Origin of the sequence: Fictibacillus sp. 26RED30, assembly GCF_015903845.1 — a bacterium.
GTDB lineage: Bacteria > Bacillota > Bacilli > Bacillales > Fictibacillaceae > Fictibacillus > Fictibacillus phosphorivorans.
Genome location: NZ_JACZDV010000003.1, coordinates 362334 through 381749, shown reverse-complemented (window position 1 = coordinate 381749; position 19416 = coordinate 362334). Strand labels below are relative to the sequence as shown.

Here is a 19416-nt window from a genome sequence, read left to right as displayed (position 1 = left end):
AGGAAGCTGGGATAGTATGTGCAGTTCTTACTTTATAGATAATATGAAATCTGATGATTGGACATATGTACGAAACATTTATTTAAAAGGCATCGCTACAGGTAATGCTACCTTTCAGCAGAAAGCTCCTTCTTGGAATGAATGGGATAAAAGTCATTTATCATGTTGTCGTTTCGTTGTTCGTTCTAGCGATCGAGTATCAGGGTGGGCTGCCTTAAGTGCTGTGTCTAGCAGGTGTGTATATGCAGGAGTTGCTGAAGTAAGCGTTTATGTAGATCCTGATTACCAAGGAAAGGGGCTTGGAAGCTCTCTTATGAAAATTCTCATTGAAGATAGTGAGAAAAATGGCATTTGGACTTTACAAGCAGGGATTTTTCCTGAAAACCAGTCGAGTATAGCTCTACATAAAAAATGGGGATTTAAAGAAGTGGGTACAAGAGAAAAAATTGGTGAGATGAACGGAAAGTGGCGTGACGTCATCTTGCTGGAACGAAGAAGTAAAAAAGTTGGAGTATAAAAAATCAACTTTTTTTGATTTATAAGTTGCAAATTAGTAAATAAAGGATATAATAAAATTACATCAAATAATTTTGATGTTAGGGGTGATACAAATGAAAAAAGAAATTCCTTTATTAAATACCATAACTACAGCATCAAACCAAGATTTAGAGAAATATGAACAAAAGTTTAAAGCGCTCGCTGATCAGCAGCGACTGCAAATTATCAATATCCTGGCTGTTAAAGAAAGTGTATGTGTATGTGATCTCACGCCGATTATTGACATGCCTCAATCCAAGTTATCGTATCATCTAAAAATTCTGTTAGAAGCAGACTTGATAAAAAAGGAAAAACAAGGTACCTGGAACTATTATTCTTTGAATGTAAGTGAACTAAAAGGAATTTTATCAGATCAATTATGCTGTGTATTTTTACCATCATCTTGTTAAATGTCGTACTACGCTTGTAGTGCTTCATTTTTACATAAAACATCAATTTTTTTTGATGTATAAATCAATTATTTTTGATATACCAGGAGGATGACTTTTATGAATATTTATTATCTGGAAAAGATGTTTGAACTGAAGAAAAAAGAAATGGAGCAGTATTCGAAAGAAATTGGCAGACCAGGACAAATAAACTTAAACGTTTTTAGTAGATCACCCTTTATAAAGAGGGAAACAACACATTCAAATCAGGTTTGCTGCGCTTGATAAAAAGGGAGAAGAAATATTATGTGGATGGATACCTTTCAAAGTTTTTTAAGTTTAGCCTTAGAACTTACAATTCTGTTCGTAGTAATCTCATTCATCATCAATTTACTTCAGTCTTATATCCCTTATGTAAAAGTGGAGAAATATCTAGACGGCAAGAATAAAGGATTAGCAGCAGGATTCGCATTACTATTTGCGTTTGTAACACCATTTTGTTCTTGCTCTACCATACCAGTTGTTGTGAACATGTTAAAAAAGAAAATGCCTTTTTCCATCGTGATGATTTTCCTCTTCTCTTCTCCCGTACTCGATCCGACGATCATCACCATCATGGGTGTGATATTGGGCTGGAAAGTGACAATCATCTATACCATTATCACAGCTCTATTCTCTGTGATTATCGGTTTCGCATTAGAAGCATTCGGATTTGAGAAATCAGTGAAGAACGTCGTGATGTCAGGTTATCAAGAAGAAACCAAAAAGTTTGATTTGAGGGCGGCATTAAGCGAAACTATGGATTTGATGAAGAGTGTCTATCCTTACCTTATACTCGGAGCTGCGATTGGAGCTGTTATCCATGGATTGGTACCAACAAATTGGATTGCAAATACGTTTGGCAGCGATAACTGGTGGATCGTTCCGATAGCGGCGGTTGTAGGGATTCCTTTATACATCAGGCTATCGAGCATGATTCCGATCTCTCAAGTTCTGATCGCAAAAGGAATGGCGCTTGGCCCTGTGATGGCACTCATGATTTCATCAGCTGGTGCGAGCCTTCCAGAGGTAGTTCTCTTAAAGTCCATTTTCAAGAAAGAACTCGTCATTATGTTTGTCCTATCTGTAATTACCATGTCAACAATTTCTGGTTTTATTTTCTACCTTGTTTGAGATCTTTCACAAAGCTTGAAAGGAGGTGAGATAAATGAGTTTCATAAAAATTTTCTTCGGAAACAAAAATGAAAAAGAAGCTAACTGCTGCGCCGTTCAAATTGTTGAAGCTAGTGATAGAGAAGAAACAGTATGTTGTGAAACAGAGAATAGTAAAGATCAAAACAAATGTTGCGTATAAACCAACCTAATTAATCCCATATATTAATCAAAAACATTCCTGCTACAGGGATGTTTTTTTTTTGAATAAGAACATACATGACATACGTCTCACTATTAAACGTTTTGTTAGAAAGGATGTATGCATGAAAATGAATTTTATTAAGAACGTTGTGCCATTGCTTCTAACAATATGTATGATTGTTGTTTTTGGAGCAATACCCATTCTTATTGTAGGAACTGAGATTCACGTCAGTGCTTATCTCATAGAAACGAAGAATCTGATTCTTAGTCTGCTGCATCCACATGAAATTACCTATTACATTACCAAACCAGAACGCCCATTATTCCCTGAAATCTTTAATCCATATCTCTATAGCCTGACAGTTTATTTTTCAGCTTTTTTTCTTTCCATTTTGCTAGGCCTACTACTGAGTTTTGTTACTATAAACTTTTTTTCTAAGTCGGTAAAAAGATTCGTATCGTTTCTTGTATTTGTTCTAGAATCTTTGCCTGATCTGTTTATCGTTGCCGTGATACAAATGGGCATTGTTTGGTTTTTTAAGAAATCCGGAATACTTGTGATGTCATTTACCTCTCTCCCTGATGAACGATCTTATTTCATTCCTATCATAGCGTTATCGATTCTACCTACCGTTCAATTCTTCAAAATGTTTATGCTTTCTTTAGAAGAAGAAATACAAATGGACTATGTAGTTTTTGCACGAGCAAAAGGGATTCCGTTCATCGCGATTCTACCTTTCCATGTTTTTCGAAACACATTGATGAGCATCTTTTATCAATCAAAATCGATATTATGGATGATGCTTTCAAACCTGTTAGTACTGGAATATATACTAAATATGAATGGATTTACTTCATTTCTTTTTATGTACTTGTCACCCGAACTTTTTGTTGTAGCACTCATTATGTTACTTCTACCAACTTATTTGTTATTGCTTGTCTTTAAAATTTGTATCAAAAAACTCAATAACGAAGAGGTGGTTCTATAGTGAAGTCATTTATTGTAAAGAATTTTTACATCCTATTAGGATCTAGCTTTATAGTTGGAATTTTACTAGCAAGCTGTATAAATGGGATTTTCTTTGATGGGGAGATTAAACAGACGCAGGCTATATATATAGATGCTTATCCTGTAGATGCAGCTCCCTTTAAACCTTCGCAGAGTTTCTGGCTAGGAACAGATACGAACGGAAGGCACTTGTTACATGTCATCATAGAAGGAGCAAAGTATACGATTGGTTTGGGTTTATTTATTGCGATCTTTAGAATGTTTTTCTCGTTTGTTTTAGGAACGATTTATGCATTTTACCTGCAAAAATACCAAAGGGTTCTATCCGCATTAAGTAATGCATTTCAATATATTCCGGTTGTGCTATTGGCTTATTTTCTATTAAGGCCGGTTTTAAACCAAGCTTTTGAAGGATTTCAGTATTCATTTGCAATTAGAGTATGGTATGAAATTATTTTGCTTATTCTATTGGTTCTTCCAACAGTCTCTTTAGTAATCGGAAACGAAATCTCAATTATACTAAGAAAAGAGTTTATCCAGAGTGCTAGAACGCTTGGAGCAAGTTCTTTCTTCATCCTTCGTAAGCACGTCATCGTACATATATATCGTCGCTTGTTAATCATCTTCACTCAGCAAGTGATACAGGTCTTATTGATCTTAGCTCATTTAGGATTGTTCGAACTTTATCTTGGTGGAACAAAAATTGATTATAGCATCATGAAAGCTGCTCCGATTACCACTACATATGAATGGTCAGGGCTAATTGGTGATTATTTTGATCTATTCATTGTATATCCGTGGATTCCACTTGTTCCAATCGGCGCTTTTACCTTAACGATTCTCTCCTTGAATCTTATTGTAAAAGGTCTCGAAAAGAATATGAATTCCGAGCCAGCCACTCATACAAAAAGATTAAAGCAAAAGGAAATCAAAAAGGTAGCACTTAAAGAATTTAACTTCAAAGTAGTAACACGAGATTAACAAACGTATGTCCCTTTTTCTTATAATTTTTTTCTAATATATAATTATTTTCAAAATTTATCTCCTTTGATAGTTGATTGAAGTGGAAGATGCAAAACTCTTGGCTAGGGCAAGTTGCCAGGTGAGACACTTAAGAGTGAAACGAACGAATGTGGCTCACCGCTTGCCCTCGGAAAGCGAGTATCTGAAACGGAAATCAACTTCTTTCACATAAGAAAGTTTACGAAACAGCCATTCTTTTTTGAACGTTTCGTGACATGTAAAACTGTCCAGTTGACTGTATGGTTTTCTCTATTGTACATTGTATGTAATTATCAAGAGGAAGAGGTGAGGAAATTGGGAAGGTGTATCGCATTGGTGAGCTAGCAGAGGTAACAAATGTATCTAAAAGAACCATCGACTATTATTCCCAGATCGGTTTACTCCAGCCTCTTCGAACGGATTCGAATTATCGATTATATGATGAAGAGACGATTCATGTCTTAGGGTTGATTGAACATTATAAGAAACTCAACATGCCCTTACATGAGATCAAGTCTGTGATTGGACTAGTTAAATTGAAAAGTACTGAAAATGAACAGGTCGAGAAGTACGTGGACCAGATTACTGAGCTCATGAAACACCTAGAGGCAGAGATTAGGGAGATCAAGCCGATCATGGAGAGCTTAAACGATAAGCAAAGAGAGCTGCTCTTAAATAAAGTCTCTCCTCAAGGCATGACTTTAGCGCATTCATTACTTTTACTTTTCGGGTAAATAATAGTTGAGAGATATCTTTTGGATTAATGAACTAAAAGAAAATAAAACTATTTATACAACCTGGGAGGTGTATTCCTTGTGGTTGATGTAACCAGAAGGAGAACATTTGGAGATTATTAACTTAATTATGGTAGCTATATTAATCGCGTTGACTGCTTTTTTCGTAGCTACCGAATTCGCGATAGTAAAGATTCGTACGACAAGACTTGATCAACTCGTTTCAGAAGGAAATACGAAAGCCGTAGCTGCAAGAAAGGTTGTCGGAAACCTCGACGAGTACCTTTCAGCCTGTCAGCTTGGTATAACCATTACCGCATTAGGATTAGGGTGGCTAGGTGAGCCGACGGTAGAGCACTTGTTGCACCCTCTGTTTGTAGAGTTTGAACTTTCTGAGTCAGTTTCAAGTATCTTATCATTTATTATCGCCTTTGCTTTAATTACGTTCTTACACGTAGTTATTGGTGAACTTGCACCAAAAACACTTGCAATTCAAAAGGCGGAAGCCGTTACGTTAAGAATCGCAAAACCAATCATGTTTTTCTATAAGATCATGTATCCGTTTATTAAAACATTGAACGGATCTGCGCGCATTTTTACAGGATGGTTTGGTTTGAAGCCTGCATCTGAACATGAACTTGCTCACTCGGAGGAAGAGTTAAGACTCATTCTTTCTGAGAGCTATAAAAGCGGTGAGATCAACCAGTCTGAGTTTAAATATGTAAATAATATCTTCCAATTCGACGACCGTACCGCTAAAGAAATAATGGTACCTCGCGTTGATATGGTAACACTCGATAAATCAGAAACAGTTAAAGAAAGCATTGCTGTTGTAACAGAAGAGAACTATACTCGATATCCGATCATAGATGGAGATAAAGACAGTGTTATCGGTATGGTAAACATGAAGCAAGTATTAACAGACTTCGTTAACGGCAAGAATCCAGATGCTTCACTCGAAGAGTATGTAAGACCTGTTATTCAGGTTTTTGAAACGATGCCTATTCATGATCTATTATTAAAAATGCAGAAAGAACGTGTTCATATGGCGATCTTGATCGATGAATATGGTGGTACTTCAGGACTTGTTACGGTTGAAGATATTCTTGAAGAAATCGTAGGCGAAATTCGAGATGAATTTGATGAGGATGAAGTGCCTGATATCAAAAAGGTCGATGAAAACAGAACAATTCTTGACGGTAAAGTATTGATTTCAGAAGTGAACGATCTTTTTGGTCTAAACATTAACGATGAAGATGTTGATACGATCGGTGGATGGATTCTTTCTGAAAAGATGGAGATCAAAATGGGCGATGAGGTTTCAGTGGAAAACTATCGTTTCAAGATTTTAGAAATCGATGGGTATCATGTTAAGTCACTTGAAGTATTAAATGTGAAGAACGAAGAATCTATTAACTAATCAAAGAAGACGTGCAAGCTCTGCACGTCTTTTTTATAAAAAAGCAGTAGTTGTTCTTAGCAATTTAGATATAGAAACAAAGGAGTTAGTTATGGAGAATTGGTTAATCAATATTATGAACGAATTTGGATACTGGGGGATTCTGCTGTTAATCGCATTAGAAAACGTATTTCCTCCGATTCCATCTGAAATCATCCTAACCTTTGGAGGGTTCATGACGAACTCTTCAGATTTAAATATAGTAGGAGTCATCTTAGCAGCAACAGTGGGTTCTGTTCTAGGAGCGGTGATTCTATATGGTGTAGGATTGCAACTAGATGTTGAACGAATGGAGAAGATTATTGATAGGTGGGGGCATATCCTTCGATTAACGAAAAAGGATATTCATAAGGCAGATGCATGGTTTGATAAATATGGCCCATGGACGGTATTCTTTTGCCGATTCATTCCTTTGATAAGAAGTCTAATCTCCATTCCAGCGGGCATGTCCAATATGAATTTCGGTTTATTCCTTGTTCTTACAACATTCGGAACATTGATCTGGAACATTGCTCTCGTTAATTTGGGTGCGTATTTTGGAGCGTCATGGGAAGTAATTGTAGGGTATATGGACGTTTACTCCAAAATCATCTATGCTGTTTTGGCGTTACTCTTTGTTTCTGTTGTCATCCTTTATATACGAAAACGCAGACAAAATAGCTAACTTTAGTCTTAATTAAACATAAATGTCCGTTTTGAAGAATCTCCTATTGATAGGGGATTCTTTTTTTGGAGGTGAACTAGGGATGTGGAGTTGGATCTTGAAAATGTTTATCTCTTCAAAAGAAAGAGGTCTGCCTTTTAAAGAAACGAAAGTCACCTTTTCCGATGACAATGATACGTATACGAAAGAACGAGAAGCTCTGCATCAAAAAATTATAGCAACACTTATTAAACGATCAAAAATGGATAACCTTCAACCTCCGATCGCTGTGTTAGTTGGAGGAGGGAGTGCTTCTGGTAAAACATCTTTGTGTGAAAGTATCATGAAACAGTACATAAAAAAGAAGAGAAGACAGTTAATCACAATAGACCCGGACGAAATAAAAAAATGGATCCCTGAATATCAATCGTATAAAAAAAAATTTCCCAGCTCAGCCGCAGCACTTGTTCATAAAGAATCGGTAGATATCTCAGAAAAGTTAGTCCAACACATGTTAGAAACGAAAAGGTCGTTTCTGCTCGAAGGAACGATGGCGAAAACAGGTAAGTATGTATCCCTAGTGAACAGCTTACAAAAAAGAAGATATGAAGTAATCGTATATATTGTAGATGTTCCTGTTGATGTTGCAATCGAAAGAGAAGCAATCAGAGCTAAAAAAACGGGGCGATCTATACCCCGGCATGTTATTGAACATACACATCGGCGTATTCCAAAAACTTTTTTAGCGATTAAAGAGGATGTGTCTTTTTTTGAGGGATATGACAATCAAAATGGATTAAAGCTCTTTATCTCTAACCATTTCATAGATGAGAATAGATATAAAGAATTTTTGAGAAAGAGTACGATTAGATTTGAATGATGGAATCAAGACAGCGTTCGTATTCGTCAATCCATATCCTTTTGGATTGATAGAAGATAGAGAATGCCCAGTAAAGTGCTGTTTCATGGGAATGAAGATCTGAGAATGAATGAGTTATCAAATACTTTTTTATGAAGGGATAGGCTTGTTTTTCTTTCATTGTACTTATTATCATAAGGTTTTTACCGATTTCTGATATAAACGCTTCTTGATCGTGATTTTTAAATTCTGAACTGTTCATCCACTTTTTTGGTGGGAGCTTGATAATCATCGGACTCGATAAACAATGTAGAGCTCTATTGTTATGAAACGAAAGTTGTTCTTTAAATGGAGATGCTTTTATTTCACCTGTACTGTTAAAATGTCCACTCCAAACAGGACCATATACAAAGTCGTAACCATGCTTAATTCCTTTACGGGACGTTTTTACAAAGTCTTTCCAAGCATCCTTATTTAATTGCCATTTCACCTCGTGTGGCAAAGGAAAAATCCTGCCCTGTAATCTTCGCAGGGCATGTAAATCCACTGAGAATGCTAAATAAGCTGGAATCTTTGTGTCAGGGTGGTTTAGATAATCTGACTCAGTGAGGTTTAATAAATTTAGTATATGGGGTGAAAGCTGCTTGTTCTTTGCTCTAAAATAAGACCAGGATTTAGCCTGTTCTCTACTGAAAGTTACGTAAAAGCCTTGGCCAAAATCAGTTCTCAATCTTTGTGCTTCTAACCAGATACCGTTTTGTTGGATAAGCTTAGCAGCAAATAATGTAGTACCATGATAGACTGTACGATATCGATCGTTTGAAAGCAAAGTGATCTCCCCCCTTATACATGTAATATGTAAAATGGAAAAGAAGGTTACAGATGGAGATTTTAATAGTACATATTTGGCAAACACACTCCTTTGGGGTGTTTTTTTGTTAATATTTACAATTTTGTGAATGCGTAAGAAAATGCATTTCATTATCTGTTAAAAAATGTATAATAAAATTAGAACAGTCGTTCAAATTAAAGGAAGGAAATAAATCATTGAGCAAAAGAAGATACAACAGTGAATCAGCAAAACTAGAAATCATGGAAAAAGCCTTTTTACTTTTTTCACAAAAAGGGTACACACAAACTTCAGTTTCCGATATCTCAAAAGCTTCTGGATATAGTAAAGGACACATTTATTATCATTTTGAGAATAAAGAAAAGTTGTTTGTATTATTAGCTCAACGAACGATGAAGGAATGGTATTTGGAGTGGATGAATAAAGAACCTGAATTTACTTGTGCATCCGATAAGCTTTATGGAATGGCTTTGCATGTTCTTTATAATTACCAAACTCCTCTTTTAAAAGGAGGACAAGAGCTTGCTTCCAATCCTGAATCTAGTCCAGAATCCATTAAGCAACTATACGAATTAGCGGTCATTCCAATGGGTGCTTATCGTGCAATTCTCGTTCAAGGGATAGAAGAAGGCGAATTTAAGAAAGGCAATATTGATGAATGGACGGTGTTGATCGGCACATGGCTTGGTGGCCTTTGTCAGCTTACGAATACTCAGGAACTTCACACCTTAGAACCGCTCTTTAAGAATGCTGTAAGTATTTTTTTAGGATCCATCCACAAATAAGGAGGAAACGGTATGAGAATCGGATTAATCGGTGACAGTCTGACAGAAGGAAGACCTGGTGTTTCTTTTTTTAAACTCTTACAGAAACAACATCCCCACATGACGTTTGTAAACCTAGGCAAACCGGGGGAGTCTGTTAAAAGCTTGCATAGCCGCCTAACAAAAAAGAAATTAGAAACCTTTGATCTTGCTTTCCTTTGGATCGGTGTTAATGATGTCTATTCAAAATTACTAAGTGTTCAAGCCCAGCCTGTTGCAAAAGATCATGAAGAGTTTAAAGCGTATTATCAAAAAGTTTTAAAGTGTGTCTTATCTTCCTCAAAAGTTGTAATTACGGTTACCCCAGCAATAGTTGGTGAGGACCTGAATAATGTCTCGAATCATGAGATTAAACAATTATGTACCCTCATCACATCCATCGCTCACAAACATAGAAATGTTTCCACACTTAATTTACACACCGTTTTTGAAAACCACCTCTCTTCCATAAAGAGTTCCGACTATATCAGTACAAAAGTATTAACCGTTATGAAAGATGTTCTTTTTTATAAAAAACCATTAAGAATCGATCAGTTGTCAAAGAAACGTGGGTTGCATCTGACACTTGATGGCATTCATTTGAACAGTAAAGGCGCTCAAATTGTTGCAGATGAATATGCAGCAATCATTGATCAACATCAATTTATTGAAAAGGATGCATTGAAGTAATCATAGTTAAAAATAAGCAACAAAGGTGGTTGGTTCGATGGATGAGCGGAGAGTTGCGATTGTAACAGGTGGAGCTTCGGGGATCGGTTACGCACTTTGTGAGGAGCTCGTCTCACAAAACGTGTTTGTCATCATCACGGATATCAATCAAGAATTAGGTATACAGGTTGAAGAGAAACTTAATAATGGATCTAAAAATACAAGATTTCAATTTTTAGACGTAACGGATGCAGCAAGTGTAGAAAATACTGTTAAAGAAATATATACGGAGTTTGGAAGACTAGATTATCTGTTTAATAATGCCGGCATCGCGATGTACGGTGAATTGTATGATACGACCTTGGATGACTGGAAAACAATAATGAATGTTAACCTTTGGGGAGTCATCCATGGAACTAACGCAGGATATCGAGTAATGAAACAACAAGGATTTGGTCATATCGTTAACACAGCTTCAGCTGCTGGCCTAGGTCCATCTCCCGTTTCTGCAGCTTACGGAACTACCAAACACGCAGTAGTTGGATTAACAACTTCCCTTCATTATGAGGCAGAAGAATTCGGCATTAAAGTGAGTACACTATGTCCAACGTTTGTTGACACACCTATTTTTGAGAAAGCAAAGGCTATTCAGATAAATAAAGATGTTATTATGAAGCAATTTCAAAAACAAAAGATGATGTCTCCAGAAAAACTAGCAAAAATCACATTAGACGGTATACATAAAAATAAGCCTATCATATGTCCTATGCCGATGCGAAGAACGATGGATATTTTTTTCACGTTGTTCCCTGTAGCACATAGAGGATTGATGAGGTTGGTCTGTAGAGTAAGCCGAAAAGCTAGGCTAGTTTAAAGAGTTAAGATGAACTGCTAATGTTCTAGGGCAGTTCATTTTTTTTTTATCGTACATTCTTCGTTATAATAAAAGTAATCTAAGTTTTGGAGGAGTAATCGTGAAAACCATTTTGATCGTGGAGGATGAACCAAAGCTGTTGGAAGTTGTTTCTTCTTATTTGAAGAAGGAAGGGCACAATACGCTAGAAGCTCTTACTGCTAAGGAAGCTATTAATTATCTGATCAATTACTCTATAGATTTCGTAATTCTTGACCTTATGTTGCCAGATATGAGTGGGGAAGCACTCTGTCAGAGAATTAGGCAAACACATACGTTACCGATATTAATGCTGACTGCAAAAGTGAGTGAGGAAGATCGCATCAACGGATTAGCCATCGGCGCTGATGATTATATGGTGAAACCTTTTAGTCCGCGCGAACTTGTTCAACGAGTTAAAACGATTTTACGCCGATCAGGAGATGAGGGCTTGTTGGCTGAGCATATTACCTATAACGAAGGAGAACTTAAAGTCGATGCTCGTAAACAAGAAGTATACAAACACGGAAACCTTGTCAACCTTACACCAATTGAGCTTAAGCTACTGCTGACATTTGGCAGGCACCCAAATCGTGTTTTTTCAAGAGATGAATTAGTGGAGAAGATTTTAGGATTCGATTATGAAGGAGATACCAGAACCATCGATCAACACGTAAAGAATTTAAGATCTAAAATTGAAACAAATCCTAAGAACCCACGCTATATCATTACGGTGTTTGGGGTAGGATATAAGTTTACTGGAGGCAGCCATGTTTAAAGGTCTGCATGCAAGGCTGACTATCATTTTTATTTTGGCTGCGTCATCCATTCTCATTATTGCTGGTCTTATCATCATGTATGAAGTTCATTTTCATTTTACAATGTTCCAAAAAGATGTACCGGAATTTAATAGTATAGAGCCTTTAACGCATCACTTTGAAAAGGCGCTGTTAAGTTCCGTTCTTTGGACATCGCTCGGTGCTATTCTGTTAGTTTGTATCATTAGTTATTTTGTGGCTAAGAACTTATCAAGACCTATGGTAGAGATGAGAAAAGCGGCAGAAAAGATGGCTAAGGGAGAGCTTCAAGTCAGAGTGAAGTCACTTGGAGATGATGAGCTCAATGACCTGGGTAACTCTCTAAATCAGCTTGCCGCTAAACTACAATTACAGGAAAATTACCGTAAAAATATGACTTCAGATATTGCTCATGAGCTCAGAACCCCATTAGCGACGATTAAAAGTCATTTAGAGGCTTTTGAAGATGGGGTTTTCGAGCCAACTACAGCCCGTATACAGTCATTGACAGGTGAAATCGATCGACTGATTACAATCGTACAAGATCTTGAATATTTAACAGCCATGGAGGCACCTGAGTTCTCACTAAATAAGAAACCACAACAATTAAACCATATCCTTATAAAAAGTGTGGATGCCGTATCAGGCGCGTTTGTACAGAACGGAATATTACTTCGAAGTGAATTAAATAGTGATATTGAAATAAATATGGATGCCAAACGAATGTCTCAAGTGTTTATGAACCTGTTCAGTAATGCGTTAAGGTATACACCTAGAGGAGGAGAAGTTACGGTTGTAACGCATGTTGATGGCGAATCAGTTTTGATAACTATACGAGATACGGGAATAGGCATTCCGGAAGAAGAGAGCAAACACGTGTTTGAACGATTCTATCGAGGAGAAAAATCAAGGAACAGAGAACATGGTGGCAGCGGGATCGGTTTGACGATTGTAAAAAGAATTGTTGAAGCTCACGAAGGACAGATTTGGGTAAATGGGGAGTATAAGCAGGGCACTGAGGTGAAAATGAGTTTTAATAGGTAAAGAAGCCGGCGTGATTTTGGAAGCTGGCTTCTTTTGGTATTCATGTGTGCATTTGTCGAAAAGCCTATAAACTTATTTGAAGGACTATAAATGGAGATTTCGGGCCTATAACTGCAGATTAAGGGTCTATAAAATATTTCTAAGGCCCATAAATCCAAATTTAGGGCCCAAAAAAAATTATTTGTCCTTAGATAGCTCGCTTTCTGTTACCCATTTGTGGTTCTTAATACGTTCTCCACCTGTTGTAGGTGTATAGTCGACCATATAGACGGTCGTTTGTTCAGCAGAATCAATTGTAGCTTTTGCGCCTTTCATACCTTTCATATGATCTGCCTCAAGAGTAACTTCTTTTCCTGAAGTTAGCGGTTTATCACCTGCATCTTTTATCTCTTCGTGTATTACCCACTTGTGATCCTCTACTTTTTTTCCACCTGTTGTAGGTGTGTAACTTACGGTATATACGGTTGTATCATATGCACCAACGATTGTTGCTTCTGCATCGTTCATACCTTTCATATGATCTGCTTTTATAACCGCTTTACTTCCTACTTCATATGTCGGGTTTTCTGCACTCTTAAGTCCTTCAGGAACTTCACCAGAACTTGAATGGTTCATCTCTCCATGATCTGCATGATCTTGACTTTCTTCATTCTTTTTTGTTGGCTCATCTTTTCCACATGCTGAAAGAACGAGTGAGAAAGAGAGCAACATTGTAATAAATAGCTTATTTTTTACCATTAATAAAACCTCCTTTATGGGCTAGTGTTAGTATTCTTCTTCCTAAGAACTTTATGAACATATGACTAGCATAAAAGACACTTATGTAGAAGTTGTGAAGAGATTGTTAATTAAAAGAGAAAAAACTGCTGAATTCAATAAGAACTCAAGCAGTTTCTTTTTCGAAATTTAAACAAACGTTTAATTCATTTTATAAGAATGACATCAACAAACCACCAATTGCACCAGTTACAACGACCACCCATGGAGGCAGTTTCCAATATACCAACATGCTGAACAGTACGGCTGCAAATGCAAAGTCAATTGGTTTAAGAATCGTCGTTGTCCAAATAGGCTGATAGAAGGCGGAGATTAAAATTCCAACAACTGCAGCATTAACGCCCATTAGTGCACCTTTGATCTTAGCATTCTGTCTAAGCATGTTCCAGAAGGGAAGAGAACCTAAGATTAACAGAAAAGCAGGTAAGAAGATTGCGACAGTGGCAAGTAATCCACCTTGCCATCCATTCATCACTGCTCCAATATAGGCTGCAAACGTAAAAAGAGGTCCAGGTACGGCTTGTGCTGCTCCATAACCAGCCAAAAATGCTTCTTCACTGATCCAACCAGATGGTACGAACTCTCGCTCAAGTAACGGAAGAACCACATGGCCGCCTCCGAATACCAGTGATCCAGAACGATAGAAGCTGTCAAAGATAGCGATCCAGCTGTTAGAAGTCGCATCTCTTAAGAGCGGCAACAGAAGAAGTAACGCAAAGAACAAACTCAAACAGATAACAGCAAACTTTTTTGAGATAGGAAATTCATATTTTGTTTCATCGTTATCTGTTTGGTCCCTGTATAATAAAAAACCTAATGTGCCTGCAAGCAGGATTACACCTACTTGAGAGAACGCAGTCTGCCACAATAGCGTTCCAATTAGTGCTAACAATGCGATGGTTTTTCTTTTTAAGTCAGGTGTTAGCTTTTCGGCCATTCCTAAAATGGCGTGTGCCACAACTGCAACGGCTACGAGCTTTAATCCGTGAATCCAGCTTAGATCAGAAACATTTAATCCCTGCAAGATAAGTGCGAAAACGATAAGCGCGATAACGGAAGGGAGAGTAAAGCCGATAAATGATACGATTCCTCCTAATACGCCTCCTCGCATAACCCCGATTCCGATTCCCACTTGGCTACTCGCGGGACCAGGGAGAAACTGACAGAGAGCGACAAGGTCTGCGTAGCCTTTTTCATCCATCCATTTGCGTTTTCTAACGTATTCTTCATGAAAATAGCCTAGGTGTGCGATTGGACCACCAAAAGAAGTGAAACCAAGTCTTGTTGATACGATAAGTATTTCTAAGAGTGTTTGTAGTCGGTTTTTATTTTGTGTCATTTATGATCACCTCTTACTCTTTTATTTCTTTAAAAAGTTCATAAGCTTTTGCTCTTGCTTCAGATAAGACGATCTGTCCTTTTTCAGTTGCGGTGTAGTACTTTCTAATTTTTCCTTCAACGTTCTTGTTTTCCTTTGTCAAAAGTCCGTCTGCTTCCATGGAGTGAAGAATCGGATATAGTGTACCTGTGCTAATGTTATAGCCGTGTTCTCTGAGTTCTTCTAGCATCCATACGCCATAAATTGGGTGTTCAAGCGCATGATGCAGAATGTGTATTTGTATGAAACCAAGAAAAAGTTTTCGTAAAGTTTTCTCTTCCATATAATCACCGCCTATATTCGCATCTCAATATCGATTATCTATATCGGTTTTCGAAATAAAAATAACATGAGTTCCTTTTCTTTTCAACCTAATCACTATAAGGTTTACATACTCTTTATATTTACCTTATTTTTTTTCGATGTAGAAGAAGATTTAATTGGAGAGGAAGTCATGGATACCAACTGATAAGTATCTCGCCAATGATCGATGAGAAAGCTCACATATGAAGTATTGCCTTGTATATTTAGGAGTAAGTAAAATCTCTTGAATGTCTATCATTCATGGTGCACACCGCACGCAACGCGAAAAGCGAACATCCTGAAACAGAAAATAACTACCCCTAAGAACAACCATCAATGCGAAAAAATTCTTCAAAATCTTTCAACACTTGTCTCTGTTATTATTTTCATAGTTTAGCCATTTACTGGTTTTTTAGTGATAAAATCATAGAAGGTATGATAATAAAACTATTTTTCTTGATATGGAGTGAAGAAGATGAAGTCAACATTAACGGTTGCCCATTATCTAAAAGAAAATGCAGAGCTTCTAGCTAATAAAATCGTTGATGATATTATTGGGCAGTTTGGTTTCCAAGTAAGCGATACTGACATTAGTCAGGCCAGAAAAGTTTATTCCGAATTCCTATCTTTTTTAAGTGAATCTATCGATTGTGAAGAAGGTTCTGTCCCTGAAGAACTGTTGGAGTGGAGTCGAGAAAATGGAGAGAAAACAGCAGCAAAGCATCATCGAATCTCTGATATATTAATCCGTTATCCTGACACTCGAATGGTGTTTGCGGATTTTATTTTAAATATAAGCATTGATTTCGGACTTTCTACGGAAGATGTCGTATTAATCATTAAGCGTGTTCATCATATGCTGGACGTAAGCATTAATGAAACGGTTCTTGCCTTTGAACGAAAGTCAGAGGAGATTTTAGAGAAAACAAAGAGAGAGCTTCGTGAGCTTTCTACACCTGTCGTGCCTATAGAGAATGGACTGGCTGTTTTGCCATTGATTGGCACCATCGACGCTGATCGAACAGAGCATCTTATGAATCATGTGCTGCCTAAAATCCCTGAACTTCAAGTTGAACGGTTGATCATGGATTTTTCAGGAATCGTCGACATTGATACTGAAGTGGCGTCTCATATTTTTAATGTATACCGTGTTTTGGCATTACTTGGTATTAACGTAATGGTGACTGGTTTGCGTCCTGAGCTAGCGATTAGTGCGGTTTCTGAAGGTATTGATTTTTCATCCATAAAAACATTTGCGAATGTAAAACAAGCGATAGAAAGTAACAAACAAAAAAACTAGCATGCGTGCTAGTTTTTTCGTTAGTCTTTATACTTCTGACTTCCTGCATGAACGATTTGAACTTTCACTTTGACTGAATCCAAAGAGTCGTTCTGCAAAGCATACTTTTTAACTAAAGACGGTGACTTTCGATAAGTAGAACGGGTTAAATTATAAATGTCACTGTCTATGGAAAGTCCATTTAAATAAGTCTGCTTAATATCCTTCTTCATTTTTTGGATGATTTTCTTTTCAAGTTCTTTACGAGGAACAATATCTAAATTTTCATCAATTGTTGCTTTTGCTTTAACTTCTATTGTGTATTTGAGCTCTCTTCGAACAGGCTCTTTTAGATGTATTTTATACCCATTTACTTCCAGTTGTACAACAGTATCCCCTAATGGTACTTCAAGCTTGTTCTTTTTTTCTTCTTTAGTTAACCATTCTTGTCCACGAAGCTGTTCATAATCTAACTTGCCTTTAAACTTCATATCCTTAAGCACATACCCACCATTTAAAGTAGGTAGTACAGGCTTATCATTATCTTCAAGCCACTTTCCTTTGACTAACTTTACATTTGGGATTATGGTTGAGCCAAATGGTTCGTTGCCATTTCGTAACAGCACCTGCATGGATAATGCATTAACAGAGTGGTTTCTTATCAACATCGTATCTGGATGAAACAAAACTTTATATGTGGGTGCTTGTTTAAATAAAGATTTCGCTTTCAATACGTCGCTAATATCTTCAGACGTACCAAAAATCCAAGCTGTAAATCGAATTAAAGGGTCGTGACCGATGTGAGAAATGACTTCACTCAGCTTTTCCTTAATGACCCTGTCGCTAAACAGAATCACTTGCACGTGTCCGTAATATAGTGGGAACTGGGAAGATTTCTCTAACTTCCTGAAAGCCATTGTAAGGGTATCTCCTTCTTCTCTGCCGACTAAAACAGGAGAGTCAGCTGCCTGAGCGCCACCGCCTTCTTGTTTAGCGATTGATGAGAAGACAGCGGATTCGGTATAAACGATATACTTACCATCTTTATAATCCACACCTAAGGCTTCAATATAGAGCTGCTCATTAATGCCCCTGGAGCCCCAGCAACCTGTTAACGTAAGTAGCAAGAAAAACAACGGGAACATGATCTTTGGCTTAATTCTCATTGCGATCACCTTGGCGAGTAGCGTCTTTTGGATACATGTACGAAGATCGTTTTTTCATGAGAGTGAAAGGAGCCTTGAAAAATGTTTTAAACGTATCAGCCGCATTTGGTGTAGCTAAGGATTCAATATATGGATAATCAAAGGAACGAAGTGAACTGACTAGCAAGAATATACTAAGCATAGCGATGAAAAATCCAAACAGTCCAAACGTAGCACACATGAGAAGGGTATATATCCGTAAGAAAAGCAGATTTCCACTCAATGATTGGTTAACGAACGTATAACTGGCAATCATCGTTATAGCTACAACAACAAGTGTTGTAGGAGAGGTTAACCCTGCTCGGATTGCCGCATCCCCAACGATTAATCCTCCTAGTACCGCTACGGTCTGACCAACAGCCCTAGGAAGTCTAGCTCCTGCTTCTTTAAACAATTCAAACAAAACGACCATAATCATCATTTCAAGTGGCAACGATAACGGTAATCCTGTTCGAGAGAGTGTTAAGGTTGCAAGAAGGGGATAAGGAAGCTGATCTGGATGAAATGTTGTCAATGCAATCCAGAGGCCTGGTAATGTAATGGTTGTGAAAAGTCCTGTAAATCGAAGGACTCGTTCAAATGATACCATGTAAAAACTGGCATGAGCGTCTTCTGGAGATTTTAACGTAATCGCAAGAGAAGCGGGACCAATGAGAACTGTAGGTGAACCGTCTACTATAATGACAAATCTTCCTTGAAGTAATGATTGGACCGCAAAATCAGGACGCCCTGTATTATCAATCAGGGGAAAAATGGAAAAGACGGAATCTGATAATTCTTCTTCTAGTTCACTGCTTGATACGAGTGCATCGATATCGATTTTGGAAAGACGCTGTTCGGCCCGTACCACGAGATCGGAATCGATAATGTCTTCGATAAAAAGTAAGGAAACAGCCGTTTGGCTTCTTCTACCAATCGTAAAAGACTTGCTGTTGAGTGAAGATGTTTTTAGACGTTTTCGAATTAACGCGAAATTGATTTCCAAATCTTCAATAAAACCGTCTCGTGCACCACGTATAGAGATCTCCGTATTCGATTCTTCCGGTGTTCGCTTTGGCATATTTGCAAGATTAATGGCATATAGAGAATGGTTCTTTGAACCGGTTAAGAGTACTTGTCCTGAAAATAAGCTATGCTCAATCTTTCTTTTGTTTGTAGAATCAATATTGATTTCATGAACCACAAACCGATTTTTTAAAGAGTTAAACATTGCAACATCATCCTGCTCAACGATGTCATTCAAGTACGGAAGCAAGCTTTCTTCTAGTAATTGGGTATCAACGAGCCCTTTACAGAACATTAAGGTATATGAAGAATTTGTTTTTTCTGCAAATAAATCGTTTTTTACCACTACGTCTGTAGAATGCCTAAACCAGCTAAGAAGTTCGTGAATTTTAGTATTTTCTTTACGGTTTATATTCTTCATCACAG

The 19416-nt window shown here is 37.4% G+C and carries 23 protein-coding genes; 17 read left to right on the top strand and 6 right to left on the bottom strand.

Annotated features, from left to right (window positions below; genetic code table 11):
• Nucleotides 1-16 precede the first annotated feature (16 nt).
• From IHV11_RS17825 to IHV11_RS17775, 11 genes are all read left to right on the top strand, one after another.
• Nucleotides 17-517 (top strand): GNAT family N-acetyltransferase, encoded by a 501-nt coding sequence (locus IHV11_RS17825; protein WP_231620386.1) that lies wholly within the window; start codon nucleotides 17-19, stop codon nucleotides 515-517.
• Nucleotides 518-611: 94 nt separating this feature from the next.
• Nucleotides 612-947: an ArsR/SmtB family transcription factor gene (locus tag IHV11_RS17820; protein ID WP_144703056.1), complete on the top strand. Its 336-nt coding sequence runs from the start codon at nucleotides 612-614 to the stop codon at nucleotides 945-947.
• Between the two features lie 99 nt (nucleotides 948-1046).
• Entirely contained in the window at nucleotides 1047-1211 is a 165-nt protein-coding gene (locus IHV11_RS17815; RefSeq protein WP_197195734.1) for a hypothetical protein, read from the top strand.
• Between the two features lie 21 nt (nucleotides 1212-1232).
• Nucleotides 1233-2099: a permease gene (locus tag IHV11_RS17810; protein ID WP_197195733.1), complete on the top strand. Its 867-nt coding sequence runs from the start codon at nucleotides 1233-1235 to the stop codon at nucleotides 2097-2099.
• Between the two features lie 34 nt (nucleotides 2100-2133).
• On the top strand, nucleotides 2134-2280 hold the full coding sequence (locus IHV11_RS17805; protein ID WP_197195732.1) for a hypothetical protein: 147 nt from the start codon (nucleotides 2134-2136) through the stop codon (nucleotides 2278-2280).
• A 124-nt stretch (nucleotides 2281-2404) separates the two neighbouring features.
• Complete coding sequence (locus IHV11_RS17800; RefSeq protein ID WP_197195731.1) at nucleotides 2405-3271, top strand: ABC transporter permease subunit; 867 nt, start codon at nucleotides 2405-2407, stop codon at nucleotides 3269-3271.
• Nucleotides 3271-4272: an ABC transporter permease gene (locus IHV11_RS17795; protein WP_197195730.1), complete on the top strand. Its 1002-nt coding sequence runs from the start codon at nucleotides 3271-3273 to the stop codon at nucleotides 4270-4272. Before IHV11_RS17800 ends, IHV11_RS17795 begins: the two co-directional genes overlap by 1 nt.
• Before the next feature lie 344 nt (nucleotides 4273-4616).
• Nucleotides 4617-5027, top strand: coding sequence for a MerR family transcriptional regulator (locus IHV11_RS17790; protein WP_197195729.1), 411 nt, complete (start codon nucleotides 4617-4619; stop codon nucleotides 5025-5027).
• A gap of 109 nt (nucleotides 5028-5136) precedes the next feature.
• Nucleotides 5137-6447, top strand: coding sequence for a hemolysin family protein (locus tag IHV11_RS17785; RefSeq protein WP_197195728.1), 1311 nt, complete (start codon nucleotides 5137-5139; stop codon nucleotides 6445-6447).
• Between the two features lie 91 nt (nucleotides 6448-6538).
• Entirely contained in the window at nucleotides 6539-7150 is a 612-nt protein-coding gene (locus IHV11_RS17780) for a DedA family protein (protein ID WP_197195727.1), read from the top strand.
• An 82-nt stretch (nucleotides 7151-7232) separates the two neighbouring features.
• Nucleotides 7233-8009: a zeta toxin family protein gene (locus tag IHV11_RS17775; protein WP_197195726.1), complete on the top strand. Its 777-nt coding sequence runs from the start codon at nucleotides 7233-7235 to the stop codon at nucleotides 8007-8009.
• Here the strand turns inward: IHV11_RS17775 and IHV11_RS17770 are convergent.
• Entirely contained in the window at nucleotides 7996-8817 is an 822-nt protein-coding gene (locus IHV11_RS17770; RefSeq protein WP_197195725.1) for a DUF3990 domain-containing protein, read from the bottom strand. The two genes, IHV11_RS17775 and IHV11_RS17770, sit on opposite strands and share 14 nt — an antisense overlap.
• 218 nt (nucleotides 8818-9035) lie before the next feature.
• Between IHV11_RS17770 and IHV11_RS17765 the strand changes: the two genes are divergently transcribed.
• From IHV11_RS17765 to IHV11_RS17745, 5 genes are all read left to right on the top strand, one after another.
• Complete coding sequence (locus IHV11_RS17765; RefSeq protein ID WP_197195724.1) at nucleotides 9036-9623, top strand: TetR/AcrR family transcriptional regulator; 588 nt, start codon at nucleotides 9036-9038, stop codon at nucleotides 9621-9623.
• 12 nt (nucleotides 9624-9635) lie between these two features.
• A complete protein-coding gene (locus tag IHV11_RS17760) occupies nucleotides 9636-10331 on the top strand; it encodes an SGNH/GDSL hydrolase family protein (protein WP_197195723.1) in 696 nt (231 codons plus the stop codon).
• A 37-nt stretch (nucleotides 10332-10368) separates the two neighbouring features.
• Complete coding sequence (locus tag IHV11_RS17755; protein WP_197195722.1) at nucleotides 10369-11184, top strand: SDR family NAD(P)-dependent oxidoreductase; 816 nt, start codon at nucleotides 10369-10371, stop codon at nucleotides 11182-11184.
• A 100-nt stretch (nucleotides 11185-11284) separates the two neighbouring features.
• Nucleotides 11285-11980: a response regulator transcription factor gene (locus tag IHV11_RS17750; RefSeq protein WP_197195721.1), complete on the top strand. Its 696-nt coding sequence runs from the start codon at nucleotides 11285-11287 to the stop codon at nucleotides 11978-11980.
• Nucleotides 11973-13043: a sensor histidine kinase gene (locus tag IHV11_RS17745; RefSeq protein WP_197195720.1), complete on the top strand. Its 1071-nt coding sequence runs from the start codon at nucleotides 11973-11975 to the stop codon at nucleotides 13041-13043. The genes IHV11_RS17750 and IHV11_RS17745 overlap by 8 nt, the downstream gene beginning before the upstream one ends.
• Before the next feature lie 177 nt (nucleotides 13044-13220).
• Here the strand turns inward: IHV11_RS17745 and IHV11_RS17740 are convergent, their stop codons facing one another.
• The 3 genes from IHV11_RS17740 to IHV11_RS17730 all read right to left on the bottom strand — a co-directional run bounded on the left by IHV11_RS17740 (nucleotide 13221) and on the right by IHV11_RS17730 (nucleotide 15481).
• On the bottom strand, nucleotides 13221-13781 hold the full coding sequence (locus tag IHV11_RS17740) for a YdhK family protein (RefSeq protein WP_197195719.1): 561 nt from the start codon (nucleotides 13779-13781) through the stop codon (nucleotides 13221-13223).
• 190 nt (nucleotides 13782-13971) lie between these two features.
• Nucleotides 13972-15159 (bottom strand): chromate transporter, encoded by a 1188-nt coding sequence (locus IHV11_RS17735; protein WP_197195718.1) that lies wholly within the window; start codon nucleotides 15157-15159, stop codon nucleotides 13972-13974.
• Between the two features lie 13 nt (nucleotides 15160-15172).
• Nucleotides 15173-15481, bottom strand: a complete 309-nt coding sequence (locus IHV11_RS17730) for a PadR family transcriptional regulator (RefSeq protein WP_066391280.1) — start codon at nucleotides 15479-15481, stop codon at nucleotides 15173-15175.
• A 495-nt stretch (nucleotides 15482-15976) separates the two neighbouring features.
• Here IHV11_RS17730 and IHV11_RS17725 point away from each other — a divergent pair, with 495 nt between their 5' ends.
• Nucleotides 15977-16801 (top strand): STAS domain-containing protein, encoded by an 825-nt coding sequence (locus IHV11_RS17725; RefSeq protein ID WP_197126818.1) that lies wholly within the window; start codon nucleotides 15977-15979, stop codon nucleotides 16799-16801.
• Nucleotides 16802-16821: 20 nt separating this feature from the next.
• Here the strand turns inward: IHV11_RS17725 and IHV11_RS17720 are convergent, their stop codons facing one another.
• Entirely contained in the window at nucleotides 16822-17946 is a 1125-nt protein-coding gene (locus IHV11_RS17720; RefSeq protein ID WP_197195717.1) for a Ger(x)C family spore germination protein, read from the bottom strand.
• Entirely contained in the window at nucleotides 17936-19411 is a 1476-nt protein-coding gene (locus tag IHV11_RS17715) for a spore germination protein (protein ID WP_197195716.1), read from the bottom strand. The genes IHV11_RS17720 and IHV11_RS17715 overlap by 11 nt, the downstream gene beginning before the upstream one ends.
• Nucleotides 19412-19416 lie beyond the last annotated feature (5 nt).

What these genes read in the sequence shown, in the direction of transcription:
- IHV11_RS17825 (WP_231620386.1), top strand. Translation starts at nt 17, where the DNA reads ATGTGCAGTTCTTACTTTATAGATAATATGAAATCTGATGATTGGACA.
- IHV11_RS17820 (WP_144703056.1), top strand. Translation starts at nt 612, where the DNA reads ATGAAAAAAGAAATTCCTTTATTAAATACCATAACTACAGCATCAAAC.
- IHV11_RS17815 (WP_197195734.1), top strand. Translation starts at nt 1,047, where the DNA reads ATGAATATTTATTATCTGGAAAAGATGTTTGAACTGAAGAAAAAAGAA.
- IHV11_RS17810 (WP_197195733.1), top strand. Translation starts at nt 1,233, where the DNA reads ATGTGGATGGATACCTTTCAAAGTTTTTTAAGTTTAGCCTTAGAACTT.
- IHV11_RS17805 (WP_197195732.1), top strand. Translation starts at nt 2,134, where the DNA reads ATGAGTTTCATAAAAATTTTCTTCGGAAACAAAAATGAAAAAGAAGCT.
- IHV11_RS17800 (WP_197195731.1), top strand. Translation starts at nt 2,405, where the DNA reads ATGAAAATGAATTTTATTAAGAACGTTGTGCCATTGCTTCTAACAATA.
- IHV11_RS17780 (WP_197195727.1), top strand. Translation starts at nt 6,539, where the DNA reads ATGGAGAATTGGTTAATCAATATTATGAACGAATTTGGATACTGGGGG.
- IHV11_RS17775 (WP_197195726.1), top strand. Translation starts at nt 7,233, where the DNA reads ATGTGGAGTTGGATCTTGAAAATGTTTATCTCTTCAAAAGAAAGAGGT.
- IHV11_RS17760 (WP_197195723.1), top strand. Translation starts at nt 9,636, where the DNA reads ATGAGAATCGGATTAATCGGTGACAGTCTGACAGAAGGAAGACCTGGT.
- IHV11_RS17755 (WP_197195722.1), top strand. Translation starts at nt 10,369, where the DNA reads ATGGATGAGCGGAGAGTTGCGATTGTAACAGGTGGAGCTTCGGGGATC.
- IHV11_RS17745 (WP_197195720.1), top strand. Translation starts at nt 11,973, where the DNA reads ATGTTTAAAGGTCTGCATGCAAGGCTGACTATCATTTTTATTTTGGCT.
- IHV11_RS17740 (WP_197195719.1), bottom strand. Translation starts at nt 13,781, where the DNA reads ATGGTAAAAAATAAGCTATTTATTACAATGTTGCTCTCTTTCTCACTC.
- IHV11_RS17735 (WP_197195718.1), bottom strand. Translation starts at nt 15,159, where the DNA reads ATGACACAAAATAAAAACCGACTACAAACACTCTTAGAAATACTTATC.
- IHV11_RS17730 (WP_066391280.1), bottom strand. Translation starts at nt 15,481, where the DNA reads ATGGAAGAGAAAACTTTACGAAAACTTTTTCTTGGTTTCATACAAATA.
- IHV11_RS17725 (WP_197126818.1), top strand. Translation starts at nt 15,977, where the DNA reads ATGAAGTCAACATTAACGGTTGCCCATTATCTAAAAGAAAATGCAGAG.
- IHV11_RS17720 (WP_197195717.1), bottom strand. Translation starts at nt 17,946, where the DNA reads ATGAGAATTAAGCCAAAGATCATGTTCCCGTTGTTTTTCTTGCTACTT.
- IHV11_RS17715 (WP_197195716.1), bottom strand. Translation starts at nt 19,411, where the DNA reads ATGAAGAATATAAACCGTAAAGAAAATACTAAAATTCACGAACTTCTT.